Raw genomic sequence first — 18,043 nt, 5'->3', positions numbered from 1 at the left:
CTCTTCCAAACTTTAAAAGTGGGGTACCAGGTTCGCTTTCTGGATGTTGCTCAGCGCGAACACTTCATCTTTCCCTTCCACAGTAACCGTGATCATCTCGCCTTCGACAGACTTGATAATACCCTGCCACTTGCGACGGTTCTGCACCGCCATGCGCAGGACCAGGCTGACTTCTTCACCGAGGTAACGCGTATAGTGTTCTGCGGTGAACATCGGGCGATCAAGGCCAGGAGAGGAGACTTCCAAGTTGTAAGCGACCGTGATTGGATCTTCGACGTCCAATACAGCGCTGACCTGGTGGCTGACATCAGCGCAATCATCAACATTGATGCCGTTATCACTATCAATATAGATGCGGAGCGTCGATTGGCGCGCACGAATGAATTCGATGCCTACAAGCTCAAAGCCCAACGCTTCTACCGGTGCCGAAAGCATCTCTGTTAACTGTTGCTCTAATGTGGACAAGCCCACCCCCAAGACATAAAAAAAGGGCTAAATAGCCCAGTGATTCTGTTGCCAAATAACAAAAAACCCCGAAAAATCGGGGCTTTATGCAACTGGACCCTGTTTGCCGCTAGGCGGCCTCGGTACAACTTTCGAGCAAGTGTCATTTTCAAATGTTGATCGAGAAAAGCGGATTTCAATCGAAAAGTGTATTTGAAAATAAACACTTAAAGGAAAGTGGTTGCGGGGGCCGGATTTGAACCGACGACCTTCGGGTTATGAGCCCGACGAGCTACCAGGCTGCTCCACCCCGCGTCCGAAAACGTGGCAAATACTACGCCGATAATCGCAAAATTGCAAGTTATCTTTGGGATTTGGTACCGAGGATGGGACTCGAACCCACAAGCCCGTTAGGGCACTACCACCTCAAGGTAGCGTGTCTACCAATTCCACCACCTCGGTACTGATTCTTACTGCTAACGGCCGTTGTTTTTTCGAGTTCACAACCACCGTTTACAAACTTTTTTGCGGCTTACTGCGGGATGTCGCTGCTCGGCTTGGCAGGTGCTGCCGGCGCGGTTGTCTGCTCAGTTTTCACTGGCTGACCCAGGTTTTCCCACTCGCTGCCTTTCTTGCTTTGGTTGCTGCTGAGGTTGCCCAGAATCAGGCTGATGACGAAGAACAGCGTCGCCAGCACAGCAGTCATGCGGGTCATAAAGTTACCGGAACCACTCGAACCGAACAATGTGCCTGATGCACCTGCTCCGAAAGAGGCTCCCATATCAGCGCCTTTACCTTGCTGCAACATAATCAGAGCAACCAGCCCGATTGAAATCAGCAGGAAAATTACCAGAAGAGCTTCGTACATAGTAGTACCCGTATCCTTGCGGCCTCACCGCATGCCAAATGCTTCACACTCATCAAGCAGGCATTTTTATAAACTGCCTACTGAAGCGGGTGTGAATACTAACCAAAGCCGCCAACCCGCGCAAGGGCAATTTGCAGCCGCCGGCGCGTTTGCGGAAAAAAACGCCAACAATCGCCTCTCCGGGCTCAGCTTTGCCGAGCCCGGCGGCTAACTGACTGTTTTAACCGGCGGATTTTACCGCGTCGGCGATGCGATGCGCCAGCGCGGTCACCTGCTGCTCGTCCTCGCCTTCCACCATTACGCGGATCAGCGGTTCGGTGCCCGATTTGCGCAGCAGCACCCGGCCGCGGCCGGCCAGTTCGGCTTCCACCTGCTCGGTGACTTTACGCACCGCTTCAGACTCCAGCGGATTGTGATCGCCGGCGAAGCGCACGTTGACCAGGATCTGCGGCAGCAGCTTCATGCCGCTGCACAGGTCGTGCAGGGTCATGTGGTTGCGCACCATGGCGGTCAGCACCTGCAGCCCAGCCACGATGCCGTCGCCGGTGGTGGTTTTGTCCAGCAGGATCACATGGCCGGAGTTTTCCGCACCGATACGCCAGCCCAGCTCCTGCAGCTTCTCCAACACATAGCGGTCGCCCACTTTGGCGCGAGCGAACGGAATGCCCAGCTGTTTCAGCGCCAGCTCCAGCCCCATGTTGCTCATCAGGGTGCCGACTGCACCACCGCGCAGTTGCCCCTGACGCAGGCCTTCGCGGGCAATGATGTACAAGATCTGATCGCCGTCCACCTTGTTGCCCAGGTGGTCCACCATCATCACGCGATCGCCGTCGCCGTCGAACGCCAGGCCAACGTGCGCTTTTTCCTGCAGCACGCGCTCCTGCAGCTGGCGCACGTCGGTGGCGCCGCATTTTTCGTTGATGTTCATGCCGTCTGGCTCAACGCCGATGGCGATCACCGTGGCGCCCAGCTCGCGCAGCACGCTCGGCGCGATGTGGTAAGTCGCGCCGTTGGCGCAGTCGACCACGATTTTCAGCCCTTTCAGGCTCAGCTCGCTCGGGAAGGTGCCTTTGCAGAATTCGATGTAGCGGCCGGCGGCGTCGATGATGCGGCTGGCTTTACCCAACTCGGCCGACTCCACGCAGGTCAGCGGCTTTTCCATCTCGGCTTCGATCGCTTCTTCGACGTTGTCCGGCAGCTTGGCGCCGTCGATCGAGAAGAACTTGATGCCGTTGTCATAAAACGGGTTATGCGACGCGGAGATGACGATGCCCGCTTCTGCGCGGAAGGTGCGCGTCAGATAAGCCACCGCCGGGGTGGGCATCGGCCCGGTGAAAGAGGCGGATAACCCTGCGGCCGCCAGGCCGGCTTCCAGCGCGGATTCCAGCATATAGCCGGAGATGCGCGTGTCCTTACCGATGATGATCTTGCGGGAACCGTGACGCGCCAGCACTTTACCGGCCGCCCAGCCCAGCTTCAGCACGAAGTCCGGCGTGATGGGGCTGTCCCCGACCTTGCCACGGATGCCGTCGGTGCCAAAATATTTGCGCTCGCTCATGTCTCTACTGTCCCTTAGCTGAAAGTGTTGCCTCGACGACACGCATCGCCTCGACGGTTTCTTTAACGTCATGCACTCTGACAATCTGCGCGCCCTGCATCGCCGCGATTACCGCGCAGGCCACGCTGCCGATAACCCGTTGATCCGGCGGTACGTTCAGCAGTTGTCCTATCATCGATTTGCGCGACATGCCGACCAACAGCGGCAAACCAAAACGATGAAACTCCGACAACCGGGCCAGAAGCTGATAGTTGTGCGCCAAATTTTTACCGAAACCGAAGCCTGGGTCGAGCAGCAATTTCTGATTTGTTATCCCCGCCTCGTTACAGCGCCGAATATGGTGCTCGAAAAACGCCTGAACGTCAGCGATCAGATCGTCGTAGTGCGGCGCCTGTTGCATGGTGCGCGGCTGCCCTTGCATATGCATCAGACAGACCGGCAGCCCGCTTTCCGCCGCCGCAGCCAGGGCACCCGGCTCCTGCAGCGAACGAATGTCGTTGATCAGATGTGCGCCAGCGTGCGCCGATTCGCGGATCACGCCCGCTTTCGAGGTATCGACAGAGATAAAGACTTCAAAACGCTGCGCAAGCGCTTCCACCACCGGCACGACCCGCTCAAGCTCCTCCTCTTCGCTCACTTCCGCCGCACCCGGCCTTGTCGATTCACCGCCGATATCGATCATCGTGGCGCCGGCCGAAATCAGCGCATGCGCATGCACCAGCGCCTGGTTCAGGGTGTTGTGGCGGCCGCCGTCGGAAAACGAATCCGGCGTCACGTTGAGGATACCCATCACCTGCGGATGGGAGAGGTTGAGCGTCATGTCGCGCACGGTTAACTGCATGGTTGGTCCACCTTATTGTTGCCTGGTTCACTGCCCGCCGGGCAAAAAAAACCCCGGCATGCCGGGGTTCGATGTTATTACACAGCCGCTGTTACTTGTCGAGCTGTTCGGACATGGTGTTGCCCGGCGTTGGGGTGCGAGGCTCATCTACCGGCGTCGGGGCTTTCGGGGTGCCGCCGTTGTCGGAGCTGTTGCCTTTGTTCGCATCGTCCCAGCCCGCCGGCGGACGCACGTCTTTGCGGTTCATCAGATCGTCGATCTGCGGCGCATCGATGGTTTCATACTTCATCAGCGCATCCTTCATCGAGTGCAGGATGTCCATGTTTTCCATCAACAGCGAGCGAGCACGCGTGTAGTTACGCTCGATCAGCGACTTCACTTCCTGGTCGATAATACGCGCGGTTTCATCCGACATGTGCTTCGCCTTGGCCACGGAACGGCCCAGGAACACTTCGCCCTCTTCTTCCGCATACAGCAGCGGCCCCAGCTTCTCGGAGAAGCCCCACTGGGTCACCATGTTGCGGGCGATGGAGGTCGCCACTTTGATGTCGTTCGACGCACCGGTAGAGACTTTTTCCGGCCCGTAGATGATCTCTTCCGCCAGACGGCCGCCGTACAGGGTAGAGATTTGGCTCTCCAGCTTCTGACGGCTGGCGCTGATCGCATCCCCTTCCGGCAGGAAGAAGGTCACGCCGAGCGCACGGCCACGAGGAATGATCGTCACCTTGTGTACCGGATCGTGTTCAGGAACCAGGCGGCCAATGATGGCGTGGCCCGCTTCGTGATACGCGGTCGACTCTTTCTGCGCTTCGGTCATCACCATGGAGCGGCGTTCCGCGCCCATCATGATCTTGTCTTTGGCTTTCTCGAACTCCACCATCGACACCACGCGCTTATTGCCGCGGGCGGCGAACAGCGCCGCTTCGTTGACCAGGTTAGCCAGATCGGCACCGGAGAAGCCCGGCGTACCGCGCGCAATGACGGAGGCGTCGATGTCGGCGGCCAACGGCACGCGGCGCATGTGCACCTTCAGGATTTGCTCACGGCCACGCACATCCGGCAGCCCGACCACGACCTGACGGTCGAAACGGCCCGGGCGCAGCAGCGCCGGGTCAAGCACGTCCGGACGGTTGGTAGCCGCGATGACGATGATGCCCTCGTTGCCTTCGAAACCGTCCATCTCAACCAGCATCTGGTTCAGGGTCTGCTCGCGCTCATCGTGACCGCCACCCAGGCCGGCGCCACGCTGGCGGCCGACGGCGTCGATTTCATCGATGAAGATGATGCACGGCGCGGCTTTCTTCGCTTGTTCGAACATGTCGCGCACGCGAGATGCACCCACGCCGACGAACATTTCGACGAAGTCGGAACCGGAAATGGTGAAGAACGGTACCTTCGCTTCGCCAGCGATCGCTTTCGCCAACAGCGTTTTACCGGTCCCCGGCGGGCCAACCATCAGCACGCCTTTCGGGATCTTGCCGCCCAGTTTCTGGAAACGGCTCGGCTCGCGCAGGTATTCCACCAGTTCGCTCACCTCTTCTTTCGCTTCGTCACAACCGGCGACATCGGCGAAAGTGGTCTTGATCTGGTCTTCCGTCAGCATGCGGGCCTTGCTCTTGCCGAAGGACATCGCGCCCTTGCCGCCGCCGCCCTGCATTTGCCGCATAAAGAAGATCCAGACCCCGATCAGCAACAGCATCGGGAACCAAGAGATAAAGATAGAAGCCAGCAGGCTCGGCTCTTCAGGCGGCTCGCCGACAACTTTCACATTCTTCGTTAACAACGTATCCAGCAACTTAGGATCGTTGACAGGGATGTAGGTCGTGTATTTGTTACTGTCTTTCTTGGTAACGTTAATTTCACGTCCGTTGATTCGCGCTTCGCGAACCTGATCTTGGGTCAGTTCGGACATGAAGGTAGAGTAATCCACCCTACGGCCATTCGACTCGCTGGGCCCAAAGCTCTGGAATACAGACATCAACACTACCGCGATGACTAACCAGAGAATTAGGTTTTTCGCCATGTCACTCAAGGGATTAACCTCATCTTACAACTGTGTTAACAAACAGCGTTAGGGTACTACAGTTTGCGCCCTGTCGCTACAATGTACACTTCGCGCGAACGAGCGCGGGAAGCGTCTGGCTTACGAATCTTAACCTTCGTAAACAGGGAGCGAATTTCCCGTAGGTACTCGTCAAAGCCATCTCCCTGGAACACCTTCACCAGGAAACTTCCGCCTGGTGCGAGGACATCACGACACATATCCAGCGCCAACTCCACCAGATACATCGATCTTGGAATATCGACCGCCGGGGTGCCACTCATATTCGGGGCCATATCGGACATGACCACCTGAACCTTACTCTCGCCTACTCGTTCCAACAGCGCCTTCAGCACCAGTTCATCACGAAAATCGCCCTGAAGGAAATCGACGCCAACGATAGGATCCATTGGCAAAATATCACAGGCGATGATACGCCCGGTACCGCCGATTTGGGTGACCACATACTGCGACCAGCCACCCGGCGCGGCGCCGAGATCAACCACGGTCATGCCCGGTTTGAACAGTTTGTCGCTCTGCTGTATTTCATCAAGTTTAAACCAGGCACGGGAACGCAGTCCCTTTTTCTGCGCCTGCTGTACATATTTATCGCTAAAGTGTTCTTGTAACCAGCGACTGGAGCTAGCCGAACGCTTTTTATTAGCCATCTCGTTTTCCAACTATCATAAAAAGAGTCTTATGTCAGGGTCGCTGCTCACGTAGACTCACACCGGTGAAGACCGATTTGGTGATATACATGAGATGGCGGTAGAATGTACCGTTTTCAATCCCAACTTAAGCAAAAAAGACAATGAATCTGAATAATAAACAAAAACAGCACCTGAAAGGCCTGGCGCATCCGTTAAAACCGGTGGTGATGCTGGGCAATAACGGTCTTACCGAAGGGGTGCTGGCTGAAATTGAACAGGCTCTGGAGCATCATGAGCTGATCAAGGTAAAAATCGCCGCTGAAGATCGCGAAACCAAAACCCTGATCGCCGATGCTATCGTGCGTGAAACGGGCGCCTGCAATGTGCAAGTTATCGGCAGTACGCTTATTCTTTACCGCCCGTCGAAAGAGCGCAAGATCAGTCTACCGCGTTAATAACCATCAGGTTAACGAAAAGGTGCCATGCGCCTGACCAAGATAAAAGGCCGCTCGCGGCCTTTTTCCTATCTTTACAAAACGTTGGCGCATTAGTGACCAACGGCCTCGATCAGAGATACTCGACCTTCAGGATCTCATACTCAACGTCGCCGCCGGGGGTTTTGATCACCACCACGTCGTCTTGCTCTTTGCCGATCAGGCCGCGGGCCATCGGCGAGTTTACCGAAATCAGATTTTTCTTGAAATCGGCCTCATCGTCGCCAACGATGCGGTAAGTCACTTCTTCTTCGCTGTCCAGATTCATCACCGATACGGTGGCGCCGAAGATCACCCGGCCGGTGTTCGGCATCTTGGTGATATCGATCACCTGAGCATTGGACAGCTTGGCTTCGATTTCCTGAATGCGGCCTTCGCAGAAACCCTGCTGTTCGCGGGCGGCGTGGTACTCGGCATTCTCTTTCAAATCGCCGTGCTCACGGGCGTCAGCGATATCCGCAATGATTTTCGGGCGGCGCACGCTTTTCAGATATTCGAGCTCTTCGCGCAGTTTTTCAGCGCCAAACAAGGTCATCGGAATTTGGTTCATCGTATAAATACCTCTAAATCTTTCCTGTTCAAATAACCGTCATCCTGACGTATTCGGATGAAAACACGGTTGGCATACCGCCACCCGCCTCCAGGCGACAAACAAAAGAAACCTGACTCGGAACGAGGCCCAAGCCAAGATTGGTTTTGCATTTTGATACGCATTTTAGCCTAGAGTTCCTTGAGGGTCATCGTTTACTTTTTCCCTGATTGCACCGTAGTATGACGGCACGTTATCCAGCTGTTATCCCGAGATTATGCGTTTTTCACGAATTGTCAGTGCATTGGCTTGCGCATTTGTTCTGAATGCGAATGCGGCCCCGGTTGAAGAGTACACACAATATCTGCCTGATGGGGCCAACCTTGCCCTGGTCGTTCAGAAAATCGGTGCCGGCGCGCCGACGATCGATTATCACTCTCAGCAGATGGCGCTGCCGGCCAGTACCCAAAAAGTGCTGACGGCGCTGGCGGCATTGCTGCAACTCGGGCCCGATTACCGTTTCACCACCACGCTGGAGAGCCAGGGCGATATCCGCGACGGCGTGCTGCGCGGCAACCTGATCGCCCGCTTCAGCGGCGATCCGACCTTCAAACGCCAGAGCCTGCGCAATATGGTGGCCGTCCTGAAGAAACAGGGCGTGCGCCAAATCAGCGGCGACGTGCTGGTCGATACCTCGGTCTTCGCCAGCCATGACAAGGCGCCCGGCTGGCCGTGGAACGATCTGACGCAGTGCTTCAGCGCACCGCCGGCCGCCGCCATCGTCGATCGCAACTGTTTCTCGGTCTCGCTCTACAGCGCGCCGAACCCGGGCGACATGGCGTTTATCCGCGTCGCCTCCTATTATCCGGTCAATATGTTTAGCCAGGTGCGCACCCTGGCGCGCGGCTCTGCAGACGCGCAGTACTGCGAGCTGGACGTGGTGCCGGGCGAGCTGAACCGCTTTACCCTGACCGGCTGCCTGACGCAGCGCAGCGAACCGCTGCCGCTGGCCTTCGCCATCCAGGACGGCGCCAGCTATGCGGGTGCCATCCTGAAAGACGAACTGACCCAGGCCGGTATCCAGATAGACGGGCATTTGAAACGCCAGACGCGCCCTGGCATCACCGGCACGGTAATCGCGCAAACCCAGTCGGCGCCACTGCACGATCTGTTGAAGATCATGCTGAAGAAATCGGACAACATGATCGCCGATACCGTCTTCCGCACCATTGGCCACGAACGCTTCGGCGTACCGGGCACCTGGCGAGCGGGTTCCGATGCGGTGCGGCAGGTGCTGCGCCAGAAGGCCGGCATCGATCTGGGCAATACCATCATCGCCGACGGTTCCGGCCTGTCGCGCCACAACCTGCTGGCGCCGGCGACCATGATGCAAGCGTTACAGTACATCGCGCAGCACGACAACGAGCTGAACTTCATCTCGATGCTGCCGCTGTCCGGCTATGACGGCACCTTGCGCTACCGCGGCGGCCTGCACGAAGCCGGCGTCGACGGCAAAGTGTCGGCCAAAACCGGCGCGCTGCAGGGCGTGTACAACCTGGCGGGCTTCATCACCACCGCCAGCGGCCAGCGCATGGCGTTCGTGCAGTATCTTTCCGGTTACGCCGTACCGCCGGAAGATCAGAAACAGCGCCGCGCACCGCTGGTACGCTTCGAAAGCCGCCTGTATCGGGATATTTACCAAAACAACTGAGGATCGCCATGAAGCTGCTGGTCGTTGAGGATGATGAACTGCTGCAACAGGGGCTGGCGCTGGCGCTGACCGGCGAAGGCTACGTCTGCGACTGCGCCGCCACGGCGGCGGAGGCCAACAGCCTGCTCATCACCAGCCAATACAGCATGGTGATCCTGGATCTCGGCCTGCCGGACATGGACGGCGCCGCGCTGCTGCGGCAGTGGCGCCGACAGCAGATCGATCTGCCTGTGCTGATCCTGACCGCTCGCGATGCGCTGGAAGATCGCGTCGACGGGCTGGATGCCGGCGCCGATGACTACCTGGTCAAACCCTTCGCGCTGGTCGAACTGCAGGCGCGCGTGCGCGCCCTCCTGCGGCGCTACCAGGGCCACAGCGACAATCTGATGCAGGTGGATGACCTGCAGTTGAACCTCTCCAGCCAGCAGGTCTATCTGCAGCAGCAGCCGGTGGAGGTCACGCCGAAAGAGTTCGCCATTCTGGCGCGTCTTATCATGCGTGCCGGCCAAACGGTCAACCGCGAACTCCTGCAACAGGACCTCTACACCTGGCAGGACGACTTGGGTTCCAACACGCTGGAAGTGCACATCCACAACCTGCGCCGCAAACTGGGCAAGGATCGCATCCGCACCGTGCGCGGCATCGGCTACCGCCTGGAACCCTCGTCATGATCAGCATGCGCCGCCGCCTGCTGCTGATGCTGGCGCTGATCCTGCTGGTCACGCAACTCATCAGCGCCTTTTGGCTGTGGCACGAAAGCCAGGAGCAGATCAGCTTCCTGGTGGACGAAACCCTGTCCGCCAAAGTGCGTACCGAACGCGTCGATACCGAGATCGCCGAGGCCATCGCGTCGCTGCTGGCGCCTTCGCTGATCATGATGGTCGTCACGCTGCTGGCGTCGTTTTGGGCCATCAGTTGGATCATCCGCCCGCTCAACCAATTGCAGCAGCGGCTGGAAAAGCGCTCTGCCGATAACCTGACGCCGCTGCCAATCACCAGCGACAGCCAGGAAATGGTGGCGGTCACCAATGCACTCAATCAGCTGTTTTCACGGCTGGATAACACCATTCAACAGGAACGCCTGTTCACCGCTGACGCCGCCCATGAGCTGCGCACGCCGCTGGCCGGCATCCGCCTGCATCTGGAACTGATGGAAAAGCAGGGCGTCAAGGGCAGCCAGGCGCTGATCGCCCGCATCGATCAGCTGATGCACACCGTCGAGCAGTTGCTGATGCTGTCGCGCGCCGGACAAGACTTCGCCAGCGGCCATTATCAGCATTTCGATTGGGTAGCCGATGTGATTCAACCGCTGCGTGAAGAGCTCGACGAAATGACCGCCCAACGCGGGCAGACGCTGGATTGGCAATTGCCGGGTGTCGCCGCGGTGAACGGCGATCCGGTGCTGCTGCGGCTGCTGCTGCGCAACCTGGTCGAAAACGCCCACCGTTACGGCCCGGAAGGCGGGGCGATACAGGTGCGGTTAACGCCGCAAGACCACGGCTATCTGCTGCAGGTCATCGACGATGGCCCAGGTATCAAGGAGGAGATGGTCGGGGAGCTGACACAGGCGTTTCGCCGCATGGATCAACGCTACGGCGGCAGCGGACTGGGCTTGAATATCGTGATCCGCATCGCGCAGTTGCATCAGGGCCGTTTGACGCTGGAAAACCGCCGCAATGTGCGCGGCCTGAACGCCCAGTGTTGGCTGCCGGAAAAGGCGCTTAAATAACAAGGGCCCAGCGTTGCTGAGCCCTTTATCACCGAATCACTTCTGGTAAATGATTTCGACGCCTTCGTCGTCGTCTTCGTCCCAGTCGTCATCCCAGTCATCTTCCGCTTCGGCTTCCACTTCCGCGATCTGCTCGCGGTGGTAGTCATCCCACATGAATTCGACTTTTTCCGGTTCGCTTTCTTCGATCGCCATCGCTTTCGGCTGAGTGTTGATGAAGTTCATCACGTCCCAGCACAGCGCGTTGACGCCTTCGCGGTTGGCGGCGGAGATCATGTAGTACTTCCCTTCCCAGCCCATGCCTTCCACAATCGCTTTGGCGCGTTCGGCGGCTTCTTCCTCACCAATCACATCAATTTTGTTGAACACCAGCCAACGCGGCTTCTGCGCCAGATTTTCGCTGTATTGATTCAACTCGTTGATGATCACTTTGGCGTTTTCCACCGGATCGGTTTCGTCGATCGGCGCGATATCCACCAGGTGCAGCAGCACGCGGCAACGCTCCAGGTGCTTCAGGAAGCGAATACCCAGGCCCGCGCCTTCAGAGGCACCCTCGATCAACCCCGGAATGTCCGCAACCACAAAGCTCTGCTCGTGGTCCATGCGCACCACGCCCAGGCTCGGCACCAGCGTGGTAAACGGATAATCGGCCACCTTCGGCTTGGCGGCGGACACCGCGCGAATGAAGGTCGATTTACCGGCGTTCGGCAGCCCCAGCATGCCTACATCGGCCAGCAGCAACAGCTCCAGCAACAGGTCGCGCGCTTCGCCGGCGGTACCCAGCGTCTTCTGACGCGGCGCTCGGTTGACCGAAGATTTGAAACGGGTGTTGCCCAGGCCGTGCCAGCCGCCTTTGGCGACCATCAGCTTTTGCTCGTGGCGGGTCATGTCGCCGAGGATCTCGCCGGTGCCCTGATCCTTCACGCGCGTGCCGACCGGCACCTTGATGATGACGTCTTTACCGCGTTTACCGGTACAGTCGCGGCTCTGACCATTCTGGCCGCGCTCGGCGCGGAAAGACTTCTCAAAACGGTAGTCGATCAGGGTGTTGAGGTTCTCGTCCGCCAGCAGGTAGACGTCGCCGCCGTCGCCGCCGTCGCCGCCGTCAGGCCCACCGTTGGGAATATATTTTTCGCGGCGGAAGCTGACGCATCCGTTACCACCGTCGCCTGCAACGACCAGAATCGCTGCTTCATCTACAAACTTCATTTACCGTCTCCGTAAATCATTCACCGGATTGCTTCAAAGGAGCAACCAGGGGGGGTTCTGCCCGTCGCGGCCACCACCGGTGACCAATTGCGGAAAACATGGCGCCCGCCACAACCACAAACGCACCGACATAGCCGACGATGTTCAGCGTCGGCGCGGCGAATGCCTGGGGCCAGGCCAGCGCCAATAAATCTGAAAACAGCAGGGTAAACAGCGGGGTCAGCGTAACCAACGCGCTCACCTGCGCCGCCTGCCAGCGCGCCATAGCCTCTGCCAGCGCGCCATAGCCGATCAGCGTGTTGGCGCCGCAAAACAGCAGGCACGCCAATTGCCAGCCGCTCAGCTGGAAAATCACCTCGGGTTTGGCCAGAGGGAACAACGCTATCGCACATAAAGTGTACAACATAACCAGGATCTGCGGCGAAGCCAGTCGGCGCAGCAACACCTTCTGCGCCACGCCGTAGCTCACCCAGACCATCGCCGCGCACACGCCCAGCATGACGCCCAGCGTGTAGTCCGTCAGCCGGGTGAAGATCTCTATCAGACTGACGTTGAAAAACAGCATCAGTCCGCAAATCAGCATCAGGGCGCCAATGACCTGGGTGATACGCATGCGTTCTTTTAAAATCAGCACGCTGGCGAACATCATGCCGACCGGCGACAGCTGGCCAATCACCTGCGACGCCGTCGGGCTCAGGTATTGCAGCGAGGAACTGAAGAACACAAAGTTGCCCAGCAGCCCCGCTGTCGCGATCGCCAACAGCAGCAGCCAACGCGGCTGGCGGAACATCGTCAGCGGCGGCAGCTTGCCGCGCACCGCGAGGATCACGCCCAAGCCGATGGCGGCCATGGTAAAGCGATACCAGACAACGGTAAACGGCTCCATCACCACTAACACTTCTTTCATCGCGATCGGCAACGCGCCCCAGCAAACCGCCGTGGTTAACGCCAGAGAAATGCCAACGCCGACCTGCTGCTTCGTATCCATATCACCTTCGCCAACGCTGACGGGCCTGCCCTCAGGCAACCCATAAATGTAAAAAGCCCCGCAACGAATTGCGGGGCTTACATCTATTTCGTAAGGCTCGAAAAATTATTCAGCTTCGATGCTGATGAATTTACGATTGCTCGGGCCTTTAACTTCGAATTTGACTTTACCGTCTTTCAAAGCAAACAGAGTGTGGTCTTTGCCGCAACCCACGTTGGTACCAGCGTGGAATTTGGTGCCGCGCTGACGAACGATGATGCTGCCTGCCAGTACTGCTTCGCCGCCAAAGCGTTTTACGCCCAGACGTTTAGCTTCTGAATCGCGACCGTTACGAGTCGAGCCGCCAGCCTTTTTGTGTGCCATTAATCCGCTCTCCTAACTTAAGCGCTGATGCCGGTGATTTTAACGTCAGTGAACCACTGACGGTGGCCCTGCTGCTTACGGTGGTGTTTACGACGACGAAACTTAACGATTTTAATTTTCTCGCCACGACCGTGAGCAACAACTTCAGCTTTGATCTTGCCGCCATCGACGAAAGGAACGCCGATTTTGATATCTTCGCCATTAGCGATCATCAGAATCTGGTCAAACTCAACCGCTTCACCAGTTGCGATGTCCAGCTTTTCCAAGCGAACGGTCTGACCTTCGCTTACTCGGTGTTGTTTACCACCACTTTGGAAAACCGCGTACATATAAAACTCCGCTTTCCGCGTGCCCGACTGTGTTAGTTCAGAGCGCGCTATAAATATTCACAATAGGGCGCGAATTCTACGCAAAAAAGCAGCGCATGACAAGAGCAGAATAAGACCAGAACAAGAAAAAAGAAGAAAAAAAGCGCAGTTTCTTTCGTGGCGTTTATCTGAACCGTTTTTCAAGTACAATCATAGGGACAGTTACCGCCATGTACCGATGTGAGCAGCGATCTCAACGCGGTGAAGAGAAACACAGCTGAAAAAAACACAATGAACCTAGAGCAAATTACCGAGTTAACCGCGCAAGATATGGCGGCCGTGAACGCAACAATTCTCGAACAGCTGAATTCCGATGTCACGCTCATCAATCAGCTTGGCTATTACATTATCAGTGGTGGCGGTAAGCGCATCCGGCCGATGATCGCCGTTCTGGCGGCGCGGGCGTTGGGCTATGAAGGCAACAAGCACGTCACCGTGGCCGCCCTGATCGAATTCATCCATACCGCCACGCTGCTGCATGACGACGTCGTCGACGAATCGGACATGCGCCGCGGCAAAGCCACCGCCAACGCGGCGTTCGGCAACGCCGCCAGCGTGCTGGTCGGCGACTTTATCTATACCCGCGCCTTCCAGATGATGACCAGCCTGGAATCCCTGCGCGTGCTGGCGCTGATGTCGGAGGCGGTCAACGTCATCGCCGAAGGTGAAGTGCTGCAGTTGATGAACGTGCACGATCCCGACATCACCGAAGAAAGCTATATGCGGGTGATCTACAGCAAAACCGCCCGTCTGTTCGAGGCGGCGGCGCAATCGTCGGCGATCCTGTCCGGTGCCAGCGCTGAGCAAGAACAGGCGCTGCAAGACTATGGCCGCTACCTCGGCACCGCTTTCCAGCTGATCGACGATCTGCTCGACTACAGCGCCGACGGCAGCACCCTGGGTAAAAACACCGGCGACGATCTGAACGAAGGGAAACCGACCCTGCCGCTGCTGCACGCGATGCACAACGGCGACGACGCGCAGCGTGACATGATCCGCGGTGCGATTGAGCAAGGCAACGGTCGTCATCTGTTGGAGCCGGTACTGCAGGCGATGCAACAATGCGGTTCGCTGGAGTACACCCGCAAACGCGCCGAAGAAGAAGCCGACAAGGCGATCGCCGCGCTGCAGGTCTTGCCGGCATCGGAGCACCGTACGGCGCTGGAAGGCCTGGCCCATCTGGCGGTGCAACGCGACTTTTAAGAAATAAATATTTCTTAAAAACCATCAGGCCCGCGTACGCGGGCCTGCCTAGCTATTGCTCTCTTCGTCGATACGCGCCAACAGGCCGCCGATCCCTTCCCGCATCAGGAAAGCCACCATTTTCTCGCGCTCGCTCTCCGTCAAATGGTAGTAATACTCGATCCAGACCGCCAACGGTTCCTGGCGTTCTACGTCATATGCCGCCCCATCCTCCTTCAGCACCAGCAGGTTACGCACACCTGAAGGCAGGCTGTCGATATGGTACTCCAACGCTTTTCCCTGCACGCCTTTACGCCTGCGGCTGACCCAGCCTTCGCGCCGGGCCATCAGATTGATTCCCTGTGGTGAGGAGGGTAATCCTGCGATGCCTGTCAGTTCCTTGGCGGCAAACCACTCGTTTTTCATAGCCATCATCTCTGGGCAATAGTGGGCAACGTCATTTTTTGGAAATTACTCGGGTATTTTTTAGGAAATTTAATGGTATTCTGGTTTCCGAATAAGCGTTTCACGTTGTTCAAGCACTTAACCTCGACCCGTTAGTTATACCACTAACGCAACTTTGGCTAATCAGAAAAGGAATGTAAACATGAATTCAAGGAACCCAGATTGGCACCCGGCAGATATTATCGCTGCACTACGCAAGCAGGGCACCACGCTGGCGGCAGTGTCGCGCAAGGCCGGATTGAGCTCATCGACGCTGGCCAACGCGCTATCGCGCCCGTGGCCGAAGGGGGAATGGCTGATCGCCGAAGCGATAGGCATCCACCCTTCGGAAATCTGGCCAAGCCGCTATTACGATCCGCACAGCGATTGCCTGCTGGATCGCAAGGCACGCATCAAATCGTGAACGCGGAGCAAAAAAAACCGCCGGAACAGCGTCCGGCGGCGTTTATCGGCTGACTATCGGCAACGATCAGTTATTGATGAACTTCTCACCCAGCTCGATATCTTTGTGCAGCACGTCCAGCATCTCGTTAAGCGCTTTCTGCTCGAAGGCGCTCAGGGTGCCGATATCTTTGCGCTCTTCAACGCCGTTCTTGCCAAGCACCAGCGGCTGCGCGAAGAAGCGAGCGTATTTGCCGTCGCCTTCAACGTAAGCGCATTCCACCACGCCTTTCTCGCCCTGCAGCGCACGCACCAGAGACAGACCGAAACGGGCAGCCGCCTGGCCCATGGACAGCGTTGCAGACCCGCCGCCGGCTTTGGCTTCCACCACTTCGGTGCCGGCGTTCTGAATGCGTTTGGTCAGATCCGCCACTTCCTGATCGGTGAAGCTCACGCCAGGGATCTGCGACAGCAGAGGCAGGATGGTCACGCCTGAGTGGCCGCCGATGACCGGCACGTTCAGCTCTTCCGGCTGTTTGCCTTTCAGCTCGGCCACGAAGGTGTTGGAACGGATGATATCCAGCGAAGTCACGCCGAACAGTTTGTTCTTGTCGTAAACGCCGGCTTTTTTCAGCACTTCCGCCGCGATGGCGACCGTGGTGTTAACTGGGTTGGTGATGATGCCGATGCAGGCTTTCGGGCAGGTTTTCGCCACTTGTTCAATCAGGTTACGCACGATGCCGGCGTTAACGTTGAACAGATCAGAGCGATCCATGCCCGGCTTACGGGCCACGCCGGCGGAAATCAGCACCACGTCCGCACCGTGCAGAGCCGGGGTCGCGTCTTCGCCGCTGAAGCCTTTGATTTTAACTGCGGTTGGGATGTGGCTTAAGTCGACGGCAACGCCTGGGGTAACAGGGGCAATGTCGTAGAGAGAGAGTTCAGAACCTGAAGGAAGCTGGGTTTTGAGTAGAAGGGCGAGGGCCTGGCCGATACCGCCAGCAGCACCGAGAACTGCAACTTTCATCCTATACTCCTTTATTATCTTAAATATATAAAGCGCCGTGAATGTGTTGGTTACGGACCTTAAGTTATTACACCTTTAAAAACAATAAATTAGCCAATTCTTGCCTGCAGGTGTAATAAAACGGCCGCTGTCGCGCCCATTTTAGATTAAATCGCTTACGCATGAAGGGCATAGCGCACACTAATCAAAAATAGTGCGAGGTTATTCACGAGCAAGTTAACCGGCCGTTACATTACACCCTTACGCAACATCAGAACAACATCATTTTAATAACATTTTATTTACCACCGCAGGCCGATTTTCCGTCGCCAAAAGGGCATATTCATCGCGGCCGGATTTTGTTAAAATGCCGCCCTTTCCTCGCCGCCCGGTCATGTTTATTTTCTTTGGGTCGGCCTTTGTTGCATAAAAATTCATCTATATGCATAATCATGACTTCCACTATCAACATTCCACGGTGCAAAATGCGTAATCCCGCAAAACAGGAAGATCTGATCAAGACGTTCAAAGCGTTATTGAAAGAAGAAAAATTCAGTTCTCAAGGCGAGATCGTTTTGGCGCTGCAAGAAGAAGGCTTCGAAAACATTAACCAATCCAAAGTATCGCGCATGCTGACCAAGTTCGGCGCGGTACGTACGCGCAATGCCAAAATGGAAATGGTGTATTGCCTTCCTGCCGAACTCGGCGTGCCGACCACCACCAGCCCATTGAAGAATCTGGTGCTGGACGTCGACCATAACGACGCCGTCGTGGTGATCCACACCAGCCCGGGCGCCGCGCAGCTGATCGCTCGCCTGCTCGACTCATTGGGTAAATCCCAGGGCATCCTCGGCACAATTGCCGGCGACGATACGATTTTCGTCACCCCCTCCAACGGCTTTACCGCTCAGAAACTGCATGAAGCTATTCTGGGCGTGTTCGAGCAAGAGCTGTGAAACCTGGCGCTAACAAAGTGCGGCTGTAGCCCGCACTTTGTTAGCGCTTCTTTAACCCCCGCGTTACCTTCCCTGCCTTCAACCGCGTTTAACACTGCTTTTTTATCCCTCAGCAACACATTTCCATGACATCTCCATGTAACCAGCAGTACCCACTGTGATCTTCCGCACTTTTGGTCAAAAGCACTTACCTCATTGAAATTACATAAATTTAACATAAAAAGATCGTTTTATGAGCGTTTTTTATTCCTTATGGTTAT

The 18,043-nt window shown here is 56.9% G+C and carries 20 protein-coding genes and 2 tRNA genes; 7 read left to right on the top strand and 15 right to left on the bottom strand.

What is annotated here, in order from left to right:
• Positions 1-12: 12 nt before the first annotated feature.
• The 8 genes from rimP to rlmE form a co-directional block, all read right to left on the bottom strand.
• Entirely contained in the window at positions 13-465 is a 453-nt protein-coding gene (gene rimP, locus ACUTSC_RS14545; RefSeq protein ID WP_004933515.1) for a ribosome maturation factor RimP, read from the bottom strand.
• Between the two features lie 217 nt (positions 466-682).
• Positions 683-759 (bottom strand) — tRNA-Met (locus tag ACUTSC_RS14540).
• A gap of 60 nt (positions 760-819) precedes the next feature.
• Positions 820-906: transfer RNA gene (locus tag ACUTSC_RS14535), tRNA-Leu, on the bottom strand.
• 70 nt (positions 907-976) lie between these two features.
• Complete coding sequence (secG, locus tag ACUTSC_RS14530; RefSeq protein WP_004933519.1) at positions 977-1,312, bottom strand: preprotein translocase subunit SecG; 336 nt, start codon at positions 1,310-1,312, stop codon at positions 977-979.
• A gap of 220 nt (positions 1,313-1,532) precedes the next feature.
• The gene (gene glmM / locus ACUTSC_RS14525; RefSeq protein ID WP_049233337.1) at positions 1,533-2,870 is read right to left on the bottom strand and encodes a phosphoglucosamine mutase; all 1,338 of its coding nucleotides are present in this window, start codon (positions 2,868-2,870) and stop codon (positions 1,533-1,535) included.
• A 4-nt stretch (positions 2,871-2,874) separates the two neighbouring features.
• Positions 2,875-3,711, bottom strand: a complete 837-nt coding sequence (gene folP, locus ACUTSC_RS14520; RefSeq protein ID WP_197767098.1) for a dihydropteroate synthase — start codon at positions 3,709-3,711, stop codon at positions 2,875-2,877.
• A gap of 91 nt (positions 3,712-3,802) precedes the next feature.
• Positions 3,803-5,734 (bottom strand): ATP-dependent zinc metalloprotease FtsH, encoded by a 1,932-nt coding sequence (ftsH, locus tag ACUTSC_RS14515; protein ID WP_004933529.1) that lies wholly within the window; start codon positions 5,732-5,734, stop codon positions 3,803-3,805.
• Positions 5,735-5,790: 56 nt separating this feature from the next.
• The gene (gene rlmE / locus ACUTSC_RS14510) at positions 5,791-6,420 is read right to left on the bottom strand and encodes a 23S rRNA (uridine(2552)-2'-O)-methyltransferase RlmE (RefSeq protein ID WP_004933533.1); all 630 of its coding nucleotides are present in this window, start codon (positions 6,418-6,420) and stop codon (positions 5,791-5,793) included.
• Between the two features lie 143 nt (positions 6,421-6,563).
• Between rlmE and yhbY the strand changes: the two genes are divergently transcribed.
• Positions 6,564-6,857 carry a ribosome assembly RNA-binding protein YhbY gene (yhbY, locus tag ACUTSC_RS14505; protein ID WP_004933536.1) on the top strand — a complete coding sequence of 98 codons (294 nt, stop codon included), beginning with the start codon at positions 6,564-6,566 and terminating at the stop codon, positions 6,855-6,857.
• 112 nt (positions 6,858-6,969) lie between these two features.
• On the opposite strand, the gene greA is transcribed toward yhbY, so the two are convergent.
• On the bottom strand, positions 6,970-7,446 hold the full coding sequence (gene greA / locus ACUTSC_RS14500; protein WP_025305051.1) for a transcription elongation factor GreA: 477 nt from the start codon (positions 7,444-7,446) through the stop codon (positions 6,970-6,972).
• A 256-nt stretch (positions 7,447-7,702) separates the two neighbouring features.
• Here greA and dacB point away from each other — a divergent pair, with 256 nt between their 5' ends.
• The 3 genes from dacB to pmrB are packed head-to-tail and all read left to right on the top strand — an operon-like array spanning position 7,703 to position 10,865.
• Positions 7,703-9,136 (top strand): serine-type D-Ala-D-Ala carboxypeptidase, encoded by a 1,434-nt coding sequence (gene dacB / locus ACUTSC_RS14495; protein ID WP_025305050.1) that lies wholly within the window; start codon positions 7,703-7,705, stop codon positions 9,134-9,136.
• A gap of 8 nt (positions 9,137-9,144) precedes the next feature.
• Positions 9,145-9,807, top strand: a complete 663-nt coding sequence (pmrA, locus tag ACUTSC_RS14490; RefSeq protein WP_019453348.1) for a two-component system response regulator PmrA — start codon at positions 9,145-9,147, stop codon at positions 9,805-9,807.
• The gene (gene pmrB, locus ACUTSC_RS14485; protein WP_197767099.1) at positions 9,804-10,865 is read left to right on the top strand and encodes a two-component system sensor histidine kinase PmrB; all 1,062 of its coding nucleotides are present in this window, start codon (positions 9,804-9,806) and stop codon (positions 10,863-10,865) included. The genes pmrA and pmrB overlap by 4 nt, the downstream gene beginning before the upstream one ends.
• A gap of 36 nt (positions 10,866-10,901) precedes the next feature.
• Here the strand turns inward: pmrB and cgtA are convergent, their stop codons facing one another.
• The 4 genes from cgtA to rplU all read right to left on the bottom strand — a co-directional run bounded on the left by cgtA (position 10,902) and on the right by rplU (position 13,754).
• Positions 10,902-12,074 carry an Obg family GTPase CgtA gene (gene cgtA / locus ACUTSC_RS14480; protein ID WP_445653412.1) on the bottom strand — a complete coding sequence of 391 codons (1,173 nt, stop codon included), beginning with the start codon at positions 12,072-12,074 and terminating at the stop codon, positions 10,902-10,904.
• A 16-nt stretch (positions 12,075-12,090) separates the two neighbouring features.
• Entirely contained in the window at positions 12,091-13,062 is a 972-nt protein-coding gene (locus ACUTSC_RS14475) for an EamA family transporter (protein ID WP_197767100.1), read from the bottom strand.
• 105 nt (positions 13,063-13,167) lie between these two features.
• Positions 13,168-13,425, bottom strand: a complete 258-nt coding sequence (gene rpmA / locus ACUTSC_RS14470; protein ID WP_004933559.1) for a 50S ribosomal protein L27 — start codon at positions 13,423-13,425, stop codon at positions 13,168-13,170.
• Positions 13,426-13,442: 17 nt separating this feature from the next.
• Positions 13,443-13,754 (bottom strand): 50S ribosomal protein L21, encoded by a 312-nt coding sequence (gene rplU / locus ACUTSC_RS14465; protein ID WP_004933561.1) that lies wholly within the window; start codon positions 13,752-13,754, stop codon positions 13,443-13,445.
• 270 nt (positions 13,755-14,024) lie between these two features.
• On the opposite strand from rplU, the gene ispB reads away from it, so the two are divergent.
• Positions 14,025-14,996, top strand: coding sequence for an octaprenyl diphosphate synthase (gene ispB / locus ACUTSC_RS14460; protein ID WP_063991610.1), 972 nt, complete (start codon positions 14,025-14,027; stop codon positions 14,994-14,996).
• Positions 14,997-15,044: 48 nt separating this feature from the next.
• On the opposite strand, the gene ACUTSC_RS14455 is transcribed toward ispB, so the two are convergent.
• Positions 15,045-15,401, bottom strand: coding sequence for a DNA-binding protein (locus ACUTSC_RS14455; protein WP_063991611.1), 357 nt, complete (start codon positions 15,399-15,401; stop codon positions 15,045-15,047).
• Between the two features lie 181 nt (positions 15,402-15,582).
• Between ACUTSC_RS14455 and ACUTSC_RS14450 the strand changes: the two genes are divergently transcribed.
• Positions 15,583-15,843 carry a helix-turn-helix domain-containing protein gene (locus ACUTSC_RS14450; RefSeq protein WP_004933567.1) on the top strand — a complete coding sequence of 87 codons (261 nt, stop codon included), beginning with the start codon at positions 15,583-15,585 and terminating at the stop codon, positions 15,841-15,843.
• A 66-nt stretch (positions 15,844-15,909) separates the two neighbouring features.
• On the opposite strand, the gene mdh is transcribed toward ACUTSC_RS14450, so the two are convergent.
• Positions 15,910-16,848: a malate dehydrogenase gene (mdh, locus tag ACUTSC_RS14445; protein WP_004933569.1), complete on the bottom strand. Its 939-nt coding sequence runs from the start codon at positions 16,846-16,848 to the stop codon at positions 15,910-15,912.
• A gap of 464 nt (positions 16,849-17,312) precedes the next feature.
• Here mdh and argR point away from each other — a divergent pair, with 464 nt between their 5' ends.
• Complete coding sequence (argR, locus tag ACUTSC_RS14440; protein ID WP_004933572.1) at positions 17,313-17,783, top strand: transcriptional regulator ArgR; 471 nt, start codon at positions 17,313-17,315, stop codon at positions 17,781-17,783.
• The last annotated feature ends 260 nt before the right edge of the window (positions 17,784-18,043 follow it).

It is taken from the genome of Serratia sp. TSA_105.2 (genome assembly GCF_052692115.1).
Note: the sequence above shows the minus strand (reverse complement) of the source record. Positions and strands in the feature narration are given on the sequence as shown.